Source organism: Allobosea sp. FG18, from assembly GCF_057809495.1.
Window position 1 is genome coordinate 158,915 of the sequence record NZ_JBMDKB010000005.1, and the last position, 16,996, is coordinate 175,910.

Genomic DNA, 16,996 nt, shown 5'->3' on the forward strand with positions numbered 1-16,996 from the left:
TCTCCTATTTCCCTACGGCACGGGCGACGCCGACCAGGCGTTCGACCACGAGAACGACGGCGAGCGTCGCGACGATAAGCACCACGGACAGGGCCGCGATGAGCGGATCGGTGCGCCCTTCGACATAGCGCACCATCTCGACCGGCAGGGTCGAGGCACGCGGGCCGGCGATGAACAGCGAGATCACCGTCTCGTCGAAGGAGAGCAGGAAGGACAGGCAGGCGCAGGCGATTAGGCCCGGCGTCGCCAAAGGCAGCGTCACCCGCCGCACCACGCGCCAGGGCGTTGCGCCGAGCGTTGCCGCGGCAGCCTCGATATCATCCGGCAGGTTGGCCAGCGCCGTCGTCATCATCCTGATCACGAAGGGCACGGTCACCGTCATATGGCCGAGCACGAGCCCGGGCAGCGTCGCAGTCAGCTTCAACGGCGAGAAGAACAGCAGCAGTGCGAGGCCGGTGATCAGCGTCGGCAGCAGCAGCGGCGCCAGGAAGAAGCCGGTCAGCGCATCCTTGCCGACGAAGCGGCCCTTCGCCAGAGCAAGCGCAGCGGGCACACCGACCGCGAGCGACAGCAGCGTCACCACCGCCGCGATCCGCACGCTGAGCCAGAGCGCCGTCAGCAGCGGCCCGTTGCTCGCGAGCTGGTTGAACCAGCGCAGCGAATAGCCGGATGGCGGGAACAGGATGAAATTATCAGCCGAGAAGGCCAGCATGACGACGACGACGATCGGCGCCAGGATCAGCACATAGACCAGCGCCGCGAAGCTGGAGAGAACGCGCCCCGCCCCGGTCATCGCTGCAGCCTCCGCGCCATCAGATTGGAGACCACGAGCAGGGCGAGCAGCAGGACCAGCGTATAGATCGCCAGCACGGCCGCGACCGGCCAGTTCGTGTTGGTCGTCGCCTGCTCGAATATCTCGGTCGCCAGCACGAAGACGCGCCCACCGCCGAGGAGCTTGGGTGTGATATAGGCCGACATCGACAAAACGAAGCCGAGCCCCGCCGCGAGCGCGATCGCCGGCAGGCTGAGCGGCAGCGTGACGCGCCGGAAGGTGCGGAACGGCGAGGCGCCGAGCGAGCGCGCGGCTTCCTCCAGCGTGCGGTCGAGCCGGCCGAAGCCGGCGAGCAGCGCCAGGATCATATAAGGCATGATGCTCTCGGCGAGGCCGATGGTGACGCCCGTCCAGTTGAAGACGAGCTTCAGCGGCGTCGAGATCAGGCCAAGCGATTGCAGCGTCGTGTTGACCAGCCCGCGATCGCCGAGAATGGCGAGCCAGCCGAAGACGCGCACCACGCCGGAGACCAGCATCGGCATGATCGCGACGACCGCGAGCAGCCCGCGAAAGCGGGAATCGGTGCGGAACAGGAAGAGCGAGACGGGGTAGGCCATGCAGAGCGCGATCAGCGTCGACACCGCCGAAAGCCAGAGCGAGTTCAGCGTCAGTTCGAAGGTGAAGCTGTCATGGAAGGTCGCGCGCGCGGTCTCCAGCGACCAGGCCTCGACCATAGCTCCGGTCGGCCCGACCTCGTTGAAGGCGTTGCGGAACAGCCCGAGCGACGGCAAGACATAAATGGCGAGCAGGAACAGCGTCGCCGGGATCAAAAGCAATGGCAGGCGGCGCGAGACGGTCATGACGCCTCGCGCGCGAAGACGCGGCTCTCGTGGCGCGGCCAGACGACCGCGACCTCGGTCCCCTCGGCCTGCGCGGCCGAGCCCGAAGGCATCTCGACCGTGAGCTGCCCATCCGTGCCTTCCACCAGCACCTCGACATGGTCGCCGACGAAGACGCTGCGCAGGACGCGGCCGGTCAGGCGCGCCGTATCGCCGCTTGCCGGCTCGGAGAGCGGTACGATCCGCATCCGCTGCGGCCGGACGAACAGGTCGGCATTATCAGCAGCCTCGACCGGCACGGCCTGCCCCCAGACGGTGGCCCGGCCCTGCCCGTCGCGCGCCAGCGGCAGCACGTTGGCGCGGCCGACGAACTCGGCCACGAAGCGCGTCGCCGGCCGGTCGTAGATATCCTCGGCGCTGCCGATCTGGGCGATGCGGCCGCGATGCATCACCGCGATCCGGTCGCACATCGTCAGCGCCTCGACCTGATCGTGGGTGACGAAGAGCGTGGTGATGCCGAGCGAGCGCTGGATCGAGCGGATCTCGTGGCGCATCGCATCGCGCAGCTTGGCGTCGAGATTGGACAGGGATTCGTCGAGCAGCAGCACCGAGGGCTGGATCACCAGCGCACGGGCCAATGCGACGCGCTGCTGCTGGCCGCCCGAGAGCTCCTTCGGGCGGCGCTCGCCGAGCCCGCCGAGCCGGACCAGCGCCAGCCCCTCCTCGACGCGCTTGGCGATCTCGGCGCGGGAAACGCCGCGCTCCTCCAGGCCGAAGGCGATGTTGCGCCCGACCGAGAGATGCGGGAACAGCGCATAGGACTGGAAGACATAGCCCATGTTGCGCTTATGGGCCGGCAGCTTGGTTATCTCGTTGCCGTCGAGCGTCATGGTGCCGCGGTTCGGCTCGATCAACCCGGCGAGCATGCGCAGGGTCGTGGTCTTGCCGCAGCCGGAGGGGCCGAGCAGCGCGACGGATTCGCCCTGCTCCACCGCCAGTGAGACCTCGTCGACCGCAACCGAGTTGCCGTAGCGCTTCTGCAGCCCGGCGAGTTCGAGATAGCTCATCGTCTTCCGCTCAGCGCGCCGCCGTAATCACTTCGCGCCGCCAGCGGTTGTTCCACTGGTCGCGCACCTTCAGGACCTCGTTCCAGTCGACCGGGATCATGCGCGCAAGGTTCTCCGGCGAGGCCGCGGTGCGCGCCAGCGCCTTGGCTTCGATCTGCGCCTTAGCATTGGTCGGGGCGTAGAACATCCGCTCGGTGAAGGCCTTCTGCGCGCCCGCCGACAGCGCATGCGCGACGAAGGCAGCGGCAGCGGCGCGGTTCTTCGAGCCAGCGGTGAGATTGATCGTGTTGATCTGGAAGACCGAGCCCTCGGGCGGCAGCAGCGCGTTGATCTTGCCGCCGGTCTGGTCGGAATAGAGCTGGGCGCGGGCGTTCCAGCCGGTCGCGACCTTGGCCACGCCGTTCAGAATCAGCGAGTAGCCGTCCGGATTAGGATCGAAGGTGGTGACGCTCGGCGCCAGCTCCTTCAGCTTCTTCATCGCGGCGTCGATCGACTTGCGGTAGTCGCCGCCTTCCATCTTCTCGGTCATCGCCGTCAGCGCCAGGCCCTGGATGTTCGGCGGCGCCGAGAGCGCGATCTGACCCTTGAGGTCAGGCCGCCAGAGATCGGCGAGCTTGGCGATCTGCGGCTTCAGCGCCGCATCCTGCACGATGACGAGATGGTCGAAGGTCACGGCCGGGCCGAAATCGCCGCCGGCCGCGCGCGCTGCCGGCAGGAGCTCGTTCAGCACCGGGAACTCGGAAATGCTGAGCTTCTCGAACAGCCCTTCGAGATTACCGATGCTGGAGGTGGTGACGTCCATGATCGCGACATCGGTCTGCGGATCGGCCTTCTGCGCCCGGACGCTGCCGACCATCTGGGCCGAGGTGCCGCCGGGCACATAGTTCACCTTCACGCCGGGATGCGCCTGCAGGAACGGCTCGATCACCGCCTTGGTGTAGTTGTCCTGGAAGATGCCGGCATAGGACATCAGCGTGATCTGCCCCGAGAGCGTCTGCGCCCGGAGGACGGCCGGCATCGCGATGGTCGCGAGGCCGGACTGGATGACGAGGCGGCGGGTGAGCATGAAAAATCTCCTGCTGTGGCGCCGCCTCGGGCGGCTGATTGGCGAATTCTCGGCTCAGGCCGGGATCTTGGACGCGAAATGGGCGATGAAGCGGGCGCAGACATCGGTCAGCTTCTCGGCCAGCTGCACACCGGTCTCGGCCGAGCAGAGCGTCGGATCGCCCTTGCCGACGCCGTCATGGTAGACCTCGTCATATTCGTTGGGCATGCCCACTTCGGCGCCGTCGAAGCTCGCGGTGCCGAGCCCCGTGAAGGGCAGGTCGAGGATCGGATCGCGCTTCATCGGCTTGCCAGCCGGGATGAAATCCTTGCGGATCAGCTCGGGGAAGAGGTGCAGGCCGAGGCTGGTCAGCGGATCGGCGCCATGGCCGGAGACCTTGGCCGACTTCTCGGCGCCGACGATGCCCGGCAGCATACCGTAGGCGATACGCCAGAGATAAAGGCTCGGCAGCACGATGCGCTCGCGCTGATAGAGCTCGCGCGCGACCTCGGAGATCGGCCCGACATTGCCGCCATGGCCGTTGATGACGATGATCCGGGTCAGGCCGTTGCGATGCAGCGAGTCGACCATCTCTGCGATGACCGCGGTCAGCGTGCCCTGCGAGATGGCGATGCCGCCGATCATCGGACCGAACCAGTCCGCTCCGCCATAGGGCAGGACCGGCGCGACCAGCGTGCGCGTGCCGGCCTTGGTCGCCTGCAAGGCGGCGAGTTCGGCGATCTTCTCGGCCAGCAGGTAGTCGCCCATCGGCGCATGCGGGCCCTGGTCCTCATGGCTGCCCATAGGCAGCAGGATGACGGGGTTGGACTTGAGCAGCTCGCGCGCCTCCCCGCCCGAGATGGTGCCCATATGGACGAGAGGATCGGTCTTGGTAGCCATGGCGTAGTCCTTCCTTGGTATAGGCTTAGGTCTTCAGCGCTCGCTGGTGCGCGGGTCGAGAATGTCGCGCAGCGCGTCGCAGAGCAGGTTCATGGCGAGGATGGTCAGGGTCAGCACGGCGCAGGGCCAGAGCAGCAGCAGCGGTGCCTGCTCCATGGTCGAGCGCGCGCCACGGATCATCAGCCCCCAGGACGGCGCCGGCGGCACGACACCCAGTCCCAGGAAGGACAGGCCGCTCTCGATCACCACGGCAGCGGCGACGGCGAGCGAGAACTGCACCAGCAGCGGCCCGGCGATATTCGGCAGCACGGTGCGGAAGAGCAGATGCGACTGGCTGGCGCCGAGCGCCCGTGTCGCCTCGACATAGTCGCGCCCCTTGACCGCCAGCACCTCGGCATAGGTCACGCGTGCGAAGCCGGGCAGGTAGAGCACCGAGAGAACGAGGATCAGCGTCCCGGCGCCCGGCCCGAGCAGCGTCACCACCAAGAGCGCCAACAGCACCGGCGGGAAGCACATGATGATCTCAACGCTGCGCACCGTGAGAAAAGCGCCCCAGCTGCGGGCCCAGCCGCCGATCAGTCCGAGCGTGATGCCGACGAGCCCGGCGAACAGCGCCGAGACGAAGGCGACGGACAGGCTGGTGCGTGCGCCCCAGACCAATCGCGAGAGCACGTCGCGGCCGAATTCGTCGCGCCCGAGCCAGGAGCCGGCCATCGGCCCGGCCAGGCGCCGCGCCACGTCCTGACGGATCGGATCAGGCAACGGCAGCAGTGGCGCCGCGATCGCGACGAGCAGGATGACCGCGACGATGCTGCCGGGCAGGAGGAGCCGTTTGACGCCGCGCCGCTTCATCCGTGCTGCACCCGGGGGTCGATCGCCGCATGCAGCAGTTCGACGAGAAGATTGATGAGCAGGAACAACACCGAGATCGTCAGGATGATGCCGACCACCATCGGATAGTCGCGCCCTTCGACGGCGCGCAGCAGCGGCGTCGACAGGCCCGGCCAGTTGAAGACGTATTCGACCAGCACGGTGCCGCCGAGCAGCGTGCCCATCTGGAGACCCAGCACGGTGACGACCGGGTTCAGCGCATTGCGCAGCACGTGAACGACGAGAACCCGCCGCGGCGACAGCCCCTTGGCCCGCGCCGTGCGGACATAGTCATGGGCGAGCGCATCGAGCGTCGCGGCGCGCGTCATCCGGAACAGCACCGCCGCCAGTCCCTTGGCGATGGCCACAGCAGGCAACGCCAGGAGCTTGAGATGCTGGCCGGGGTCCTGCGTGAAGGGCACGAAACCGCCCGCCGGCATCAAACGAAGCGTCTGCGCCAGCAGCAGAATCAACAGCGTCCCGACGACGAAGACCGGCACGGCGAGCAAGAGCGCGGTGATCCAGGAGGCGACGCGGTCGAAGGTGCCGCCGCGATGGACCGCGGCATAGACGCCGGAGGGCACGCCGACCACGAGCGCGATCAGCGTCCCCGCCAGGATCAGCTCCAGCGTGCGCGGCAGCCGGAGCCCGATCTCCTTGATGACGGGATAGTCATCGACCAGCGAGACGCCGAGATCGCCACGCGCCAGCCCCGCCAGGAACTGGCCATACTGGACCAGGATCGGCCGGTCGAGCCCGAGCTTCTCGCGCAGTTCCTGCACCGTGGCCGGGTCGGGCATCGCGCCGGAGGTCGAGAGCAGCAGCTCGGCCGGGTCCCCCGGCACCATGTGCAGCGCCAGGAACACGATCGTCGCAACGACCCAGGCCATCGCCAGGGTCAGGAAAAACCGCCGTCCGAGCCAGGCCGCGCTCATCCGAAATAGGTCTCCTCGAGCATGTTGCCGGAGGAGTTCGAGAGCGCACCTGGCAGGTTGACGAAGCCCTGGATGCTCTTGTCCATGCCATAGCCCTGCTGACGCCAGGCGAGGCCGACCAGCGGCACTTCCTCGAGGGCAGCGCGCTGCATCTCCTTGTAGATCTCGACGCGCTTGGCTTGGTCGAATTCCGTCCGCCCCTTGGCGAGCGCGGCGATGGTGCGCGGCGCATCGACCTTGAAGGAGCGCCCATGCGTCGGCGAGAGCGAGGTGTCGAGCACCACGGTCAGCCCGTCCGGATCGTTGTTGTCCGAGGACACGCCGTGGATCGCCATGTCGTACTGGCCGCGCGTGCCGCGGCTGACCCGCGTCGACCAGTCCGGCAATTGCAACTCGGCCTGGATGCCGATCGCCGCGAGATATTGCTGGACGATCTCGGCCGTGTCCTTGTGCATTCCGAACTGGGCGGTGGCGAGCAGCGTGGTCTGGAAGCCGTTGCCGTAACCGGCTTCCGTCAGGAGCGCCTTGGAGCGGGCCGGGTCGTAGTTCCAGCCATGCGCCAGCTCCTTGTCGTACCAGGGCGTGCCTTCGACGATCGGCACGCCTTCGAGCGGCTTGCCGCGGCCGAAGAAGGCGACCTTGACGATATCCTCGCGCTTCACGGCGTGGGCCACGGCCCGGCGCACGCGCGGATCGTTGAACGGCGGCTTGGTGCCGTTGAAGAGCACGTCCATGAACGGCCCTTCCTGCGTGTCGAGCTTGAGGCGCGGATCGGCCTGCACCGTCGCCATCGACTGCCACGGCACGTATTCGATCATGTCGACATCACCGGAGATCAGCGCCGCGTTGCGCAGGTTCTCGTCGGCATAGACGATGAACTTGATGCCCTTCGCCTTGGGGATGCCCGGCTTGTAGAACTTGTCGAAGGCGGCGAGCTCCAGCGAGGTACCGCGCTCCTGCCCGATGAGGCGGAAGGGACCCGCGCCGATCGGCTCGTTCGCGCTCGATTTCCGCCAGATGATGAAGGTGTTGTAGTTGGCGAACCAGCTCGGCAGCGTGACCTGCGGCTCCTTGGTGACGAGGCGCACCGTCTGCGGATCGGGGATCTCGACCCGCTCGATCAGCTGGAACTGCGTGCGCATATAGGCGGTCGATTTCTCGCCGGCGATCTGCTCGATCGACCATTTCACGTCGTCGGCCGTGACCGGCTCGCCGTTATGGAAGACGCAGCCCTTGCGCAGCTTGAAAACCCAGGCGCCATCGGCATCGCGCGACCAGGATTCCGCAAGCTCGCCGCGCAGCTCCCCCTTGGAATCGTAGGAGACGAGGCTGCGGTTGATCAGCATCTTGACGGTGCCGGCCGAGGCACCGGTCGAGACCCAGGGCTGCAGGTTCGGCGGGAAGGCCGAGAGGCCGTAGCGGATGATGCCGGCGGCGCGCTGCGCTCGCGCGGGGCTGATCAGGAAAGGCGAGGCCAACAGCGGACCGGCAAGACCGGCACCAAGGACGGAACGGCGAGAGATGGTCATCGGCTGATCCTCTGCTGCTGGGTCCGGCTGTCCGCGGGGCGTTATGCCCTGTCGCGTCCCGATGGCGGGAAGGGCGGAGCCGGGCGGATGCGAGCAATAACCGCGCCAACGATCCGGCAAGGCCGGGCGTATCCGGCCGAATGGCCCGGATTCCGGCTCTCTATCGCGATGGCTGCGTGCACGGTCATGCGGTTCCCCGGCGCGGCTTCACTGTAGACGAACAGATGAGCCACACTCTTGATGCGTCATGTATACGTGGCGGATTTTTTGTTGTCTACTCTCGAAAGCCCTAAGGAAGATCGAAAGGGGCGCGATGTCGATGGCCATGACCGAACAGGACGAGATGGCTGCCTTGCGCGGGAAGCCGACCCGGGAACGGGTCTATCTCTACGTGCGCGAGCAGATCCTGCGCGGCCGCTTCCTCGGCGGCTGCTTCATCGAGGAAGAGGAGATCTCTTCGGCGCTCGGCGTGTCGCGAACGCCGGTCCGCGAGGCCTTCCATCGCCTGGAGGCCGAACGCTTCATCGATCTCCTGCCGCGTCGCGGCGCGCTCGTCCGGCAGGTGACGGCGCAGGAACTGCTCGATCTCTATGAAGCCCGGCGCATGATCGAGAGCCATGCGATCCGCCGCATCTGCCGCGAGGAATTGCCGCTTCCCGCCGACATGCACGCGATCCTCGCCGAGTTGGAGCGCCTGCCACAGGGCGACTATTTCAACCGCGTCGAGCTCAACCGCGAGTTCCATTTCGTGATGATCGCCGCGCTCGGCAATGTCGTGCTGTCGGATCTCTACCAGTCACTGGGCGCCCGCCAGCAGCGCGTCGCGATGACGGCGATCAGCACCGACCCGACCCGCGTCGCGCGCATCAGCAAGGAGCATCACGCCCTGATCGCCGCCCTCTCCGAATGGGACGAAGAGAAGGCGCTCGCGATCCTCGAACAGCATCTGCGGCCGATCGTCGGGGTGATCTCGCGCCTGCCGGAACAGGCCGGCGAAATCTGACGCCTCAGGCGCATTCCAGCCCGGCCCGGACCGCCTCAGCGTTCCCCAGGATGCCCGACATCTGTCATTTGCTGGAAAGCCTTGGTGGAGCTGAGGGGATTCGAACCCCTGACCTCTGCAGTGCGATTGCAGCGCTCTCCCATCTGAGCTACAGCCCCAAGGCGCTGGCCTTCTAGGCTGTGCGTCGCGTGGATGTCAATCACTTCCGCCATCTGTTTTTGGCAAGTGCGAGGGATATTCCGCGTCACCTTTCCGGACAGACGCAAAAGGAAGATCGATGCGTGCCGTTCTCGACGTGGTTCTGCTCGCCCTGCAGATCTATGTATGGCTTCTGATCGCCTCGGCAGTGCTGAGCTGGCTGATCGCCTTCAATGTCATCAACACGCGCAACCAGTTCGTCTCCACCGTCTGGGACTCGCTCTATCGCGTCACCGAGCCCGCGCTGCGGCCGATTCGCGAGCGCCTGCCCAATCTCGGCGGCCTCGACATCTCCCCGATCATCCTGCTGCTGATCATTTTTTTCATCCAGAGCGTGATCGTCCGCTACATCTACCCGAACGTGTTCTGACCAGGCATCGGACCGAAAAGTGGGATGCACTTTTCGGACATATCTGATGTCAAAACCAAAGGACGGATCGTCACTTTGTGCCCGAGAGGGTGCATGACGATCCACCTGCGCCCTGCACGGGGCGCGACCCGCGCACCGCCACGACGCATTCGACGCCGTGGCGGACGGCATGCAGTATGGCCGCCTCGCCAACGCCTAGAGGTTTCCGCATGGCCGCTGCCGCCCTTCCCTATCGCAGCCAGAACTGGGCTCTGACCAAACCCGCCGCGCGCGGCAGGCACGGCATCGTCGTCTCGCAGAGCCGCGAGGCGGCCGAAGCCGGAACCGCGGTCCTCGAACAGGGCGGCAATGCCGCCGATGCCGCCGTCGCCGCCTGTTTCGCACTGGCCGCGGTCGAGCCCTGGAACAGCGGACTCGGCGGCATCGGCTTCGCCGTCGTGCTGAAAGCCGGCGAGAGCCGCGCGCAGGTCGTCGATTTCGGGCCGGTCGCGCCACGCCGCGCCGATCCCGCCGATTATCCCCTCACCGGCGAGATGAAGAAGGACCTCTTCACCTGGCCGGAGGTGGTCGACGACCGGAACATCCACGGCCCCCTCTCCTTCGTCACGCCCTCCTCCGTCGCCGGCTACAAGAAGCTCAAGGAAGCCTTCGGCTCGAAGCTGCCGCTCGCCGACATCCTCGCACCGGCCATTGCGCTCGCCCGGCGCGGCCTGCCGGCCGACTGGTACACGACGCTGAAGGTCGCCTCCTCGGCCTCGGTCCTTCGCCTCTATGCTGAGAGTGCGCGCATCTACCTGCCGGGCGGCCTGCCGCCGGTGCCGCCCTATCAGGGCATTCCCGGCTTCATGAAGCTCGGCCAGCTCGGCGACACGATCGAACGGCTGGCAAAGGCCGGGCTCGACGATTTCTATCGCGGCGATGTCGCGAACCGGCTCGTGGCGGATATCGCCGCGGCCGGCGGCGTCGTCGATGCGCAGGACCTCGCAAACTGCAAGGCTGAGCTCCGCGATGCCCCGACGATCGACTGGCGCGGCAGCCACCTCATCCACACAGCCGGCGGACTTACGGCAGCACCGACGCTCGAGCGCGTGGTCGCCGGCATGGCGGATGCCCCGCTCGATAGCGACGGCCCCTCGGCCGCCTGGTTCGCGCAGCTCTCGCAGGTGATGCGTGAGGCCTACAAGGAGAGGCTGGACGGCCTCGGCGCTGCCGTCACGGCGAAGGAGCCGGGCGACACCTGCACCACCCATCTCACCGTGGTCGACGGCGAAGGCAATCTCGTGACAGTCACCACGACGCTGCTCTCCTCGATGGGCAGCCGCGTCGTGCTGCCCTCGACCGGCGTGCTGATGAACAACGGCATGATGTGGTTCGATCCGCGCCCCGGCAGCGCCAATGCGATCGCGCCCGGCGCCCGCCCGCTCTGCAACATGTGCCCGGTCGTGGTCACGCCGAAGGATGGCAGCTGGCCGCGCCAGGCGATGGGCTCCTCCGGTGGACGCCGCATCCTCGCCAGCATCTACCAGACACTGGCCTGGCAGCTCGATTTCGGCATGGGCACGGAGGCGACCGCCCATCAGCCGCGCATCGACGTCTCCGGCCCGGATTCGGCCAGCGCCGATCTGCGCCTGCCGGTCGAGACGCTTGCGGCTCTGGAAGCGGCGGGACCGACCGCGATCGTCGAGCACAGCGTGCTGCCGATCAACTTCGCCTGCCCGAACTTCGTCCGCGTCGACAGGAACGGCGCGGAAGGATCGAGCGACGCCGCCTCGCCTTGGTCGGCAGCCGTGGCCGCGACGCGCTGAAACAAAAAAGGGCGGCCAGTGCGGCCGCCCTTCTTCATGATCCCATGCGATCAGCCGCGCTTAAGCCCCCACGGATAGGGCGCCGAACCGGCGAGCATCCCGGTCATGTCCTTGCGATAGGCGGTGCGGCTGACGAACTGGCCGAGCGGGATGGTCGCGACCTCCTCCAGCGCCAGTCTGGCCAGCGCCTTGGCGCTCTTGCGCTGGGCGGCCTCGTCGGGGGCGTAGAGCCATTCCTCGGCCAGGGCCTCGGCCGCATCGCTCTTCCACCAGCCGAACCAGCCCTTGTCGCCCTGCCCGCGCACCAGCGACGACATCGCCGGATTGCCCCAGCTCGTGGCCGAACCCGTCGTGTGGAAGATGCTCCAGCCGCCCTTCTCGGTCGCCTCGCGGCTGCCGCGACGCTGCACGACCGTACCCCAGTCGCTCGCCGCCATCTCGACATTCATGCCGAGCTGCTTGAGCAGTTCGAAGGTCACCTCGCCGAGCGGGCCGATATCAGGGAAGTCGGTCGGGTTGATGATGACGACCTTCTCGCCGTTGTAGCCGGATTCCTTGAGGGCTGCCTTCGCCTTCTCCAGGCTCTGCGGCATCAGGTCTTCCTGCTCGCCGTCGAAATACGGCGTGCCGCGCCACCACAGGCTGCGGCAGGTCTGCCAGAGCGTGGTGTCGTCGCCCTGGGCCGCGCGCATGTAGTCTTCCTGCTTCACCGCCATGCGCACGGCCGCACGCACCTTCGGATTGTTGAAGGGCACCTGCAGGTGGTTGAGGCGGATGATCGCGCCCCGCCCGGCCTTGTCGATGATCTCCTGCTTGATGTCCTTGTTGCCGGCCAGCATCGGCTGCAGGTCGGTGAGGGGACGTTCCCACCAGTCCACCTCGCCACGGGTCAGCGCCGCGGCGGAGGTCGCGGGATCCGGCAGGATGTTCCACTCGATCCGCTTGAAATGCGCGACCTTGCCGCCGGCATTGCGGCTCGGCGGCTCGGCGCGCGGCTTGTAGCCCTCGAATTTCTCGTAAACGACCTTGCTGCCGGAAACATACCCCGAAGCGACGAACTTATAGGGCCCCGAGCCGATCATCTCGGTGACCTGCGTGTTCGCATCGGTCTTGGCCAGGCGCTCCGGCATGATGACCGGCGGCTGGTCGGATTTCGCCAGGCAGTCCAGCATCATCGGGAAGGGACGCTTGAGCTTGATCTCCACGGTGCGATCGTCGGGTGCACCCCATTCCTCGACCGCCCGGCCGAGCAGCTGGCCGTAGGGGTCGCGCTGCGTCCAGCGCTTGAGGCTAGCCGCGCAGTCGACGGCCTTGACCGGCGTGCCGTCATGGAAGCTCAGGCCCTCGCGCAGCTTGATGCGCCAGGTCTTGCCGTCGGCGGAGACCTCGTGCCCCTCCGCCATCTGCGGCTGCGGCTTCAGGTTCTCGTCAGCCCCGTAGAGCATATCGAAGACATAGTAGCCGTGGTTGTTGGTGACGGTCGCGGTGGTCCAGACCGGGTCCAGCGAGGACAGGTTGGCCTGCGGCACGAACTTCATCAGCGTTGTGCTGGCTTGCGCCACCGCCAGCCGCGGCAGGGCTGGGCCGGCCAGGCCGAGCGCGGCCGTCCCCATCAGAAAATCACGACGCTTCATCCGTAGTCTCCCCTTTTATGATTGGCTTGGAAGGCAGGTCCGGGCTCAGGCGAAGCCCATGAAGTTCGGGCTCTCGCTGAGCGGCCGCGCCTTGGCGAGCTTCGCCAGATCCGGCACCGGGCGCGCCGTCAGCGGATCACCGGCAAGCGCCGCTTCCAGCGCAGCCGCCACCGCCAGAACCTTGGCGTCGCCGCCGCGCGGCCCGACGATCTGCAGACCGAAGGGCATGCCGTTGCGGTCGAGCCCGACCGGGAGCGAGATCGCGGGATGGCCGACGATGGTGACGGCATAGGCCGCCGCCAGCCAATGGAAATAGGTCCGCGTCGGCTTGCCGTCGATCTCGGACGGGAAGAGTTCGGTCCAGGGCCGCGGGCTCAGCGTCACCGCCGGCGACAGGATGACGTCGTAATCGTCGAAGAAGCGCTGCCAGCGCTGGTAGATCACCGTCTGCTGCTTCATCGCGCGGGTAACGTCGAGCGCGGAATAGCCGAGCCCCTCCTCGACATTGGCGCGCACGTTCGGCCCGACCATCTCCGGCGTGTCGCGAACCTTGTCGAGATGCGCGGCGAGGAAATTGCTCGCCCGCAGGATCTCGAAGACCTCGTCCGTCCCCTCGCAATCCGGCGTCGCCTCCTCGGCCGCGTGGAAGAGATGGCTGAAGGCCCTGGTCTTGTCGAAGAACGTGTCGCGGATCAGGCGTTCGGTCGGCGCGAAGCCGAAATCCGGAGTCAGCGCCACCTTGAGCGAGGCGAGATCAATCGCATCGGGACGGGCGAAATCCTCCGGCCGCCGCACGGTCTTGCCGTGGATCGTCGTCGCGAGCGGGTCGGAACCGGCATCGGAGACCATGGTCGAGAGCAGCAGGCACAGGTCCGGCACGTTGCGCGCCATCGGCCCGAGCACCGGCAGCGCAGACCAGCCGAGCTGGCGCTTTTCGCTCGGCACGAGGCCGGGGGTCGGCCGGAAGCCGACGATGCCGTTGAAGGCGGCCGGATTGCGCAGCGAACCGCCGGTATCGGAGCCGGTCGCCAGCGGCACCATGTTCGTCGCCAGCACGACGCCGGAACCGCCGGAGGAGCCGGCCGCGCTCTTCGAGGGGTCGAACGGGTTGCCGGTCGCGCCATAGACGGCGTTGCGGGTATTGGCGCCGGCGCCCCATTCCGGCGTGTTGGTCTTGCCCGCGATGATCGCGCCGGCCTTGCGGACCGAGGCGACGATGAGCTGGTCCTCCTTCGGCACGAAATCGCGATAGAGCGCGCTGCCATAGGTGGTGCGCAGACCGGCCGTATTCTCGAGGTCCTTGATGCCGATCGGCAGGCCGTGCAGGGCACCCAGCGCCTCACCCCGCGCCGTCGCCTCGTCGGCCGCGCCCGCATCCTTGCGCGCCTTGTCGTCGTCGCGCGCGACCATCGCGTTCACCGCCGGATCGATCGCATCCATGCGGCGGATGCAGCTGTCGAGCAGTTCGCGGGCGGAGAGCTTCTTGGCGCCGATGAGGGCACGCGCGGCAACGGCGCTGAGGTCGCAGGGTTCGGTCAAGGCAGGTCACTCCGTTGCGCTCAGCCCCACGCAAGCGCTATGCCGCGCAGGGGCAATCCTCGCAGACTAGGCGAGGACGGCCGCATGTCCATGTCCCGGCGGCGCATGGCCGCCCCTTTCCGCGCGAGGGCTCATGAGCGATCCGGCCGCCCGGCCCTGGCGGGAAACAAAGGGCGGGATCGCGATCGATATCCGCCTGACGCCGCGCGGTGGGCGCGACAGCCTCGATGGCGTCGAGACGCTCGCGGACGGGCGCACCGTCCTGAAGGCACGCGTTCGCGCCGCCCCTACCGAAGGTGAGGCGAATGCCGCGCTCATCCGCCTGCTCGCCAGCGAGCTCGAATTGCCGCGCTCCCGGCTTTCAATCGTGGGCGGTGCCAGCGCAAGGCTGAAAACCGTGGCGATCGCTGGCGATCCCCGCAGCCTGCCGATGATTCTCGCCGCCTGCCTCGGGAGAATCACCTAGACGGAAATCGCAACCCCGCATTGCAGCAAAAGCTTGACGAAGGGCGCCGTTTCCTGTTCCAGAAGGGCCATGGAAAAGCCTCCCGAGCCATTCCCGCAGCGCCTGACGGAAGGCTACCGTACCTTCCTCGACGATCGTTTCATCCGAGAGCAGAGCCGTTACGAAGAGCTCGGCGAGCACGGCCAGACGCCGCAGATCATGCTGATCGGCTGCTGCGACTCGCGTGTTTCGCCCGAAGTCATCTTCGACGCGAAGCCCGGCGAGATGTTCGTCGCGCGCAACATCGCCAATCTCGTGCCGCCCTTCCAGCCGGACGACCAGCTCCACGGCACCTCGGCGGCGCTCGAATACGCCATCCAGGCGCTCAAGGTGCGGCATATCGTCGTGCTCGGCCATGGCCGCTGCGGCGGTATCCGCGCCTTCGCCGATGACAGCCAGCAGGCGCTTTCGCCCGGCGACTTCATCGGCAAGTGGATCACCTTGATCGGCCCGGCGGCGGAGCGTACCGGCGGGCGCGGCCGCAACGAGAACTTCGAGGACTACCTTCAGCGGCTCGAGCTGGCCTCGATCCAGCAGTCGCTCGCCAATCTGCGCACCTTCCCCTGCGTGCAGATTCTGGAGAGCAAGGGCCGCCTGCATCTGCATGGCGCCTATTTCGCCGTCGCGACCGGCGTGCTGATGATCCTCGACAACGCGACCGGCCAGTTCATCCCGGCCGTCGGCGAGATGCCCAAGCGCGTCCAGCAGATCCGCTGCTCCGAGGCGTGATTTTCGGGCGTCATCCCGTGCGCGCTGCGGCGCGTGCGGGATGACATCCCGCCTCACTCTCCATCCGCCAGGGGGTGGAGATCGCGCACCATGCTCTTCAGACGCTCGTCGAGGACATGGGTGTAGATCTGCGTCGTCGCGATGTCGGCATGGCCCAGAAGCTCCTGCACGACCCGGAGATCGGCGCCGTTCTGGAGCAGATGGCTGGCGAAGGCGTGGCGCAGCACATGCGGGCTCAACGCCGCCGACGAAAGCCCCGCCGCCCCGGCCAGCGACTTGAGGTCCCTGGCGAAGACCTGCCGGGTCAGGTGCCCGCTCTCGCCCTCCGACGGGAAGAGCCAGCGCCCGTCCGCCGCTCCCGCCTCTTTCAGCACCTCCAACCAGTCCCGCGCCGCCTGCCGCGCGGCCTCGTTCAGCGGCACCAGCCGCTCCTTGTCGCCCTTGCCGCGCACGATCAGGAAGCGCTCGCGCGTCGTCGCGGCCGACAAGGGCAAAGCGATCAGTTCGGAGACGCGCAGGCCCGTGGCATAGAGCATCTCGACGAGGCAGCGCATGCGCAGGGACTTCAGCCGCGCGGCCTTGGATATCCCCTCTTGTTCGCAGGCACCCCGCGCCGCCTCCAGCAGGCGGTCGACATCCGCGACCGTCGCCACCTTCGGCAGCGGCCTGCCCAGCCGCGGCCCGGCGATCGCAGCCGACGGATCGGTACCCGCGAGCCCTTCTGTGTAGAGGAAGCGATGGAACTGGCGCACGGCCGAGAGCCGGCGCGCCGCCGAGGAGGCCTTGAGGCCCCGCGCCGCAAGGTCGGAAAGCCAGCCGCGGATATCCTCCGCCGTGGCATCACCCGGCGCCTTGCCCCCGAGAAACTCGAGATAATCCGCGATATCGCGCTCATAGGCGTCGAGCGTGTTGCGCGCCGCGCCGCGCTCGGCCGCCAGCATGTCGAGGAAGGCATTCAGACGCTGGCGCGCCAGCCGACTCATTTCGGTTGTAGCTTGGAAGGGGGAACGATCTCGATCATCTCGCGCTGGACCGGCTGGACGAAGGTGACGAGCGCGATCATGCCCCCGAAGATCAGCCCGGCGATGATCCCTATGAAAGCCAGGAAACGGAACAGCGTCGGCACGTCGGGCGGACTCTCGCAATCGCTTGCGGTGCGCGCGATCCGGGCACCGAGCTTGACTATCCCCGATCGCAACCCGCCCGCGCAAGGGCGGGCGGGCCACAGCCCCGTGCAAAGCGGCTGCGGACCCATG

At 67.3% G+C, this 16,996-nt stretch carries 17 protein-coding genes and 1 tRNA gene; 5 read left to right on the forward strand and 13 right to left on the reverse strand.

The genetic code is table 11. The features are described 5' to 3' along the window. Positions 1 to 4: 4 nt before the first annotated feature. The 8 genes from ACODTJ_RS07880 to ACODTJ_RS07915 are packed head-to-tail and all read right to left on the reverse strand — an operon-like array spanning position 5 to position 7,957. Positions 5 to 793, reverse strand: a complete 789-nt coding sequence (locus ACODTJ_RS07880) for an ABC transporter permease (protein ID WP_454654737.1) — start codon at positions 791 to 793, stop codon at positions 5 to 7. Further along, on the reverse strand, positions 790 to 1,632 hold the full coding sequence (locus tag ACODTJ_RS07885; RefSeq protein WP_454654736.1) for an ABC transporter permease: 843 nt from the start codon (positions 1,630 to 1,632) through the stop codon (positions 790 to 792). The genes ACODTJ_RS07880 and ACODTJ_RS07885 overlap by 4 nt, the downstream gene beginning before the upstream one ends. After that, positions 1,629 to 2,678, reverse strand: a complete 1,050-nt coding sequence (locus ACODTJ_RS07890) for an ABC transporter ATP-binding protein (RefSeq protein WP_454654734.1) — start codon at positions 2,676 to 2,678, stop codon at positions 1,629 to 1,631. Before ACODTJ_RS07890 ends, ACODTJ_RS07885 begins: the two co-directional genes overlap by 4 nt. Positions 2,679 to 2,688: 10 nt before the next feature. Then, a complete protein-coding gene (locus ACODTJ_RS07895) occupies positions 2,689 to 3,744 on the reverse strand; it encodes an extracellular solute-binding protein (RefSeq protein WP_454654733.1) in 1,056 nt (351 codons plus the stop codon). Between the two features lie 54 nt (positions 3,745 to 3,798). Beyond that, the gene (locus tag ACODTJ_RS07900) at positions 3,799 to 4,623 is read right to left on the reverse strand and encodes a creatininase family protein (RefSeq protein WP_454654732.1); all 825 of its coding nucleotides are present in this window, start codon (positions 4,621 to 4,623) and stop codon (positions 3,799 to 3,801) included. A 33-nt stretch (positions 4,624 to 4,656) separates the two neighbouring features. After that, positions 4,657 to 5,475, reverse strand: a complete 819-nt coding sequence (locus tag ACODTJ_RS07905) for an ABC transporter permease (RefSeq protein WP_454654731.1) — start codon at positions 5,473 to 5,475, stop codon at positions 4,657 to 4,659. Then, positions 5,472 to 6,428 carry an ABC transporter permease gene (locus tag ACODTJ_RS07910; protein ID WP_454654730.1) on the reverse strand — a complete coding sequence of 319 codons (957 nt, stop codon included), beginning with the start codon at positions 6,426 to 6,428 and terminating at the stop codon, positions 5,472 to 5,474. The genes ACODTJ_RS07905 and ACODTJ_RS07910 overlap by 4 nt, the downstream gene beginning before the upstream one ends. Continuing rightward, a complete protein-coding gene (locus ACODTJ_RS07915; protein ID WP_454654729.1) occupies positions 6,425 to 7,957 on the reverse strand; it encodes an ABC transporter substrate-binding protein in 1,533 nt (510 codons plus the stop codon). The genes ACODTJ_RS07910 and ACODTJ_RS07915 overlap by 4 nt, the downstream gene beginning before the upstream one ends. Positions 7,958 to 8,276: 319 nt before the next feature. Here ACODTJ_RS07915 and ACODTJ_RS07920 point away from each other — a divergent pair, with 319 nt between their 5' ends. Beyond that, positions 8,277 to 8,960: a GntR family transcriptional regulator gene (locus ACODTJ_RS07920; RefSeq protein WP_454654728.1), complete on the forward strand. Its 684-nt coding sequence runs from the start codon at positions 8,277 to 8,279 to the stop codon at positions 8,958 to 8,960. A gap of 82 nt (positions 8,961 to 9,042) precedes the next feature. Here ACODTJ_RS07920 and ACODTJ_RS07925 read toward each other — a convergent pair. After that, positions 9,043 to 9,118, reverse strand: a tRNA-Ala gene (locus ACODTJ_RS07925). A 119-nt stretch (positions 9,119 to 9,237) separates the two neighbouring features. Between ACODTJ_RS07925 and ACODTJ_RS07930 the strand changes: the two genes are divergently transcribed. Both ACODTJ_RS07930 and ACODTJ_RS07935 read left to right on the forward strand, forming a co-directional pair. After that, the gene (locus tag ACODTJ_RS07930; RefSeq protein ID WP_454654712.1) at positions 9,238 to 9,528 is read left to right on the forward strand and encodes a YggT family protein; all 291 of its coding nucleotides are present in this window, start codon (positions 9,238 to 9,240) and stop codon (positions 9,526 to 9,528) included. A gap of 209 nt (positions 9,529 to 9,737) precedes the next feature. Further along, entirely contained in the window at positions 9,738 to 11,333 is a 1,596-nt protein-coding gene (locus ACODTJ_RS07935; protein ID WP_454654711.1) for a gamma-glutamyltransferase, read from the forward strand. A 50-nt stretch (positions 11,334 to 11,383) separates the two neighbouring features. On the opposite strand, the gene ACODTJ_RS07940 is transcribed toward ACODTJ_RS07935, so the two are convergent. Both ACODTJ_RS07940 and ACODTJ_RS07945 read right to left on the reverse strand, forming a co-directional pair. Beyond that, complete coding sequence (locus tag ACODTJ_RS07940; RefSeq protein ID WP_454654710.1) at positions 11,384 to 12,967, reverse strand: ABC transporter substrate-binding protein; 1,584 nt, start codon at positions 12,965 to 12,967, stop codon at positions 11,384 to 11,386. Between the two features lie 45 nt (positions 12,968 to 13,012). Then, complete coding sequence (locus tag ACODTJ_RS07945) at positions 13,013 to 14,506, reverse strand: amidase (RefSeq protein WP_454654709.1); 1,494 nt, start codon at positions 14,504 to 14,506, stop codon at positions 13,013 to 13,015. Between the two features lie 133 nt (positions 14,507 to 14,639). On the opposite strand from ACODTJ_RS07945, the gene ACODTJ_RS07950 reads away from it, so the two are divergent. After that, complete coding sequence (locus ACODTJ_RS07950) at positions 14,640 to 14,972, forward strand: DUF167 family protein (protein WP_454654708.1); 333 nt, start codon at positions 14,640 to 14,642, stop codon at positions 14,970 to 14,972. A gap of 69 nt (positions 14,973 to 15,041) precedes the next feature. Then, entirely contained in the window at positions 15,042 to 15,740 is a 699-nt protein-coding gene (locus ACODTJ_RS07955; protein ID WP_454654706.1) for a carbonic anhydrase, read from the forward strand. A gap of 53 nt (positions 15,741 to 15,793) precedes the next feature. On the opposite strand, the gene ACODTJ_RS07960 is transcribed toward ACODTJ_RS07955, so the two are convergent. Further along, the gene (locus tag ACODTJ_RS07960) at positions 15,794 to 16,723 is read right to left on the reverse strand and encodes a site-specific tyrosine recombinase XerD (protein ID WP_454654705.1); all 930 of its coding nucleotides are present in this window, start codon (positions 16,721 to 16,723) and stop codon (positions 15,794 to 15,796) included. Further along, a complete protein-coding gene (locus tag ACODTJ_RS07965) occupies positions 16,720 to 16,995 on the reverse strand; it encodes a hypothetical protein (protein WP_488848071.1) in 276 nt (91 codons plus the stop codon). The genes ACODTJ_RS07960 and ACODTJ_RS07965 overlap by 4 nt, the downstream gene beginning before the upstream one ends. Position 16,996 lies beyond the last annotated feature (1 nt).

What these genes read in the sequence shown, in the direction of transcription:
- ACODTJ_RS07880 (WP_454654737.1), bottom strand. Translation starts at nt 793, where the DNA reads ATGACCGGGGCGGGGCGCGTTCTCTCCAGCTTCGCGGCGCTGGTCTAT.
- ACODTJ_RS07885 (WP_454654736.1), bottom strand. Translation starts at nt 1,632, where the DNA reads ATGACCGTCTCGCGCCGCCTGCCATTGCTTTTGATCCCGGCGACGCTG.
- ACODTJ_RS07890 (WP_454654734.1), bottom strand. Translation starts at nt 2,678, where the DNA reads ATGAGCTATCTCGAACTCGCCGGGCTGCAGAAGCGCTACGGCAACTCG.
- ACODTJ_RS07895 (WP_454654733.1), bottom strand. Translation starts at nt 3,744, where the DNA reads ATGCTCACCCGCCGCCTCGTCATCCAGTCCGGCCTCGCGACCATCGCG.
- ACODTJ_RS07900 (WP_454654732.1), bottom strand. Translation starts at nt 4,623, where the DNA reads ATGGCTACCAAGACCGATCCTCTCGTCCATATGGGCACCATCTCGGGC.
- ACODTJ_RS07905 (WP_454654731.1), bottom strand. Translation starts at nt 5,475, where the DNA reads ATGAAGCGGCGCGGCGTCAAACGGCTCCTCCTGCCCGGCAGCATCGTC.
- ACODTJ_RS07910 (WP_454654730.1), bottom strand. Translation starts at nt 6,428, where the DNA reads ATGAGCGCGGCCTGGCTCGGACGGCGGTTTTTCCTGACCCTGGCGATG.
- ACODTJ_RS07915 (WP_454654729.1), bottom strand. Translation starts at nt 7,957, where the DNA reads ATGACCATCTCTCGCCGTTCCGTCCTTGGTGCCGGTCTTGCCGGTCCG.
- ACODTJ_RS07920 (WP_454654728.1), top strand. Translation starts at nt 8,277, where the DNA reads ATGGCCATGACCGAACAGGACGAGATGGCTGCCTTGCGCGGGAAGCCG.
- ACODTJ_RS07930 (WP_454654712.1), top strand. Translation starts at nt 9,238, where the DNA reads ATGCGTGCCGTTCTCGACGTGGTTCTGCTCGCCCTGCAGATCTATGTA.
- ACODTJ_RS07935 (WP_454654711.1), top strand. Translation starts at nt 9,738, where the DNA reads ATGGCCGCTGCCGCCCTTCCCTATCGCAGCCAGAACTGGGCTCTGACC.
- ACODTJ_RS07940 (WP_454654710.1), bottom strand. Translation starts at nt 12,967, where the DNA reads ATGAAGCGTCGTGATTTTCTGATGGGGACGGCCGCGCTCGGCCTGGCC.
- ACODTJ_RS07950 (WP_454654708.1), top strand. Translation starts at nt 14,640, where the DNA reads ATGAGCGATCCGGCCGCCCGGCCCTGGCGGGAAACAAAGGGCGGGATC.
- ACODTJ_RS07955 (WP_454654706.1), top strand. Translation starts at nt 15,042, where the DNA reads ATGGAAAAGCCTCCCGAGCCATTCCCGCAGCGCCTGACGGAAGGCTAC.
- ACODTJ_RS07960 (WP_454654705.1), bottom strand. Translation starts at nt 16,723, where the DNA reads ATGAGTCGGCTGGCGCGCCAGCGTCTGAATGCCTTCCTCGACATGCTG.
- ACODTJ_RS07965 (WP_488848071.1), bottom strand. Translation starts at nt 16,995, where the DNA reads ATGGGTCCGCAGCCGCTTTGCACGGGGCTGTGGCCCGCCCGCCCTTGC.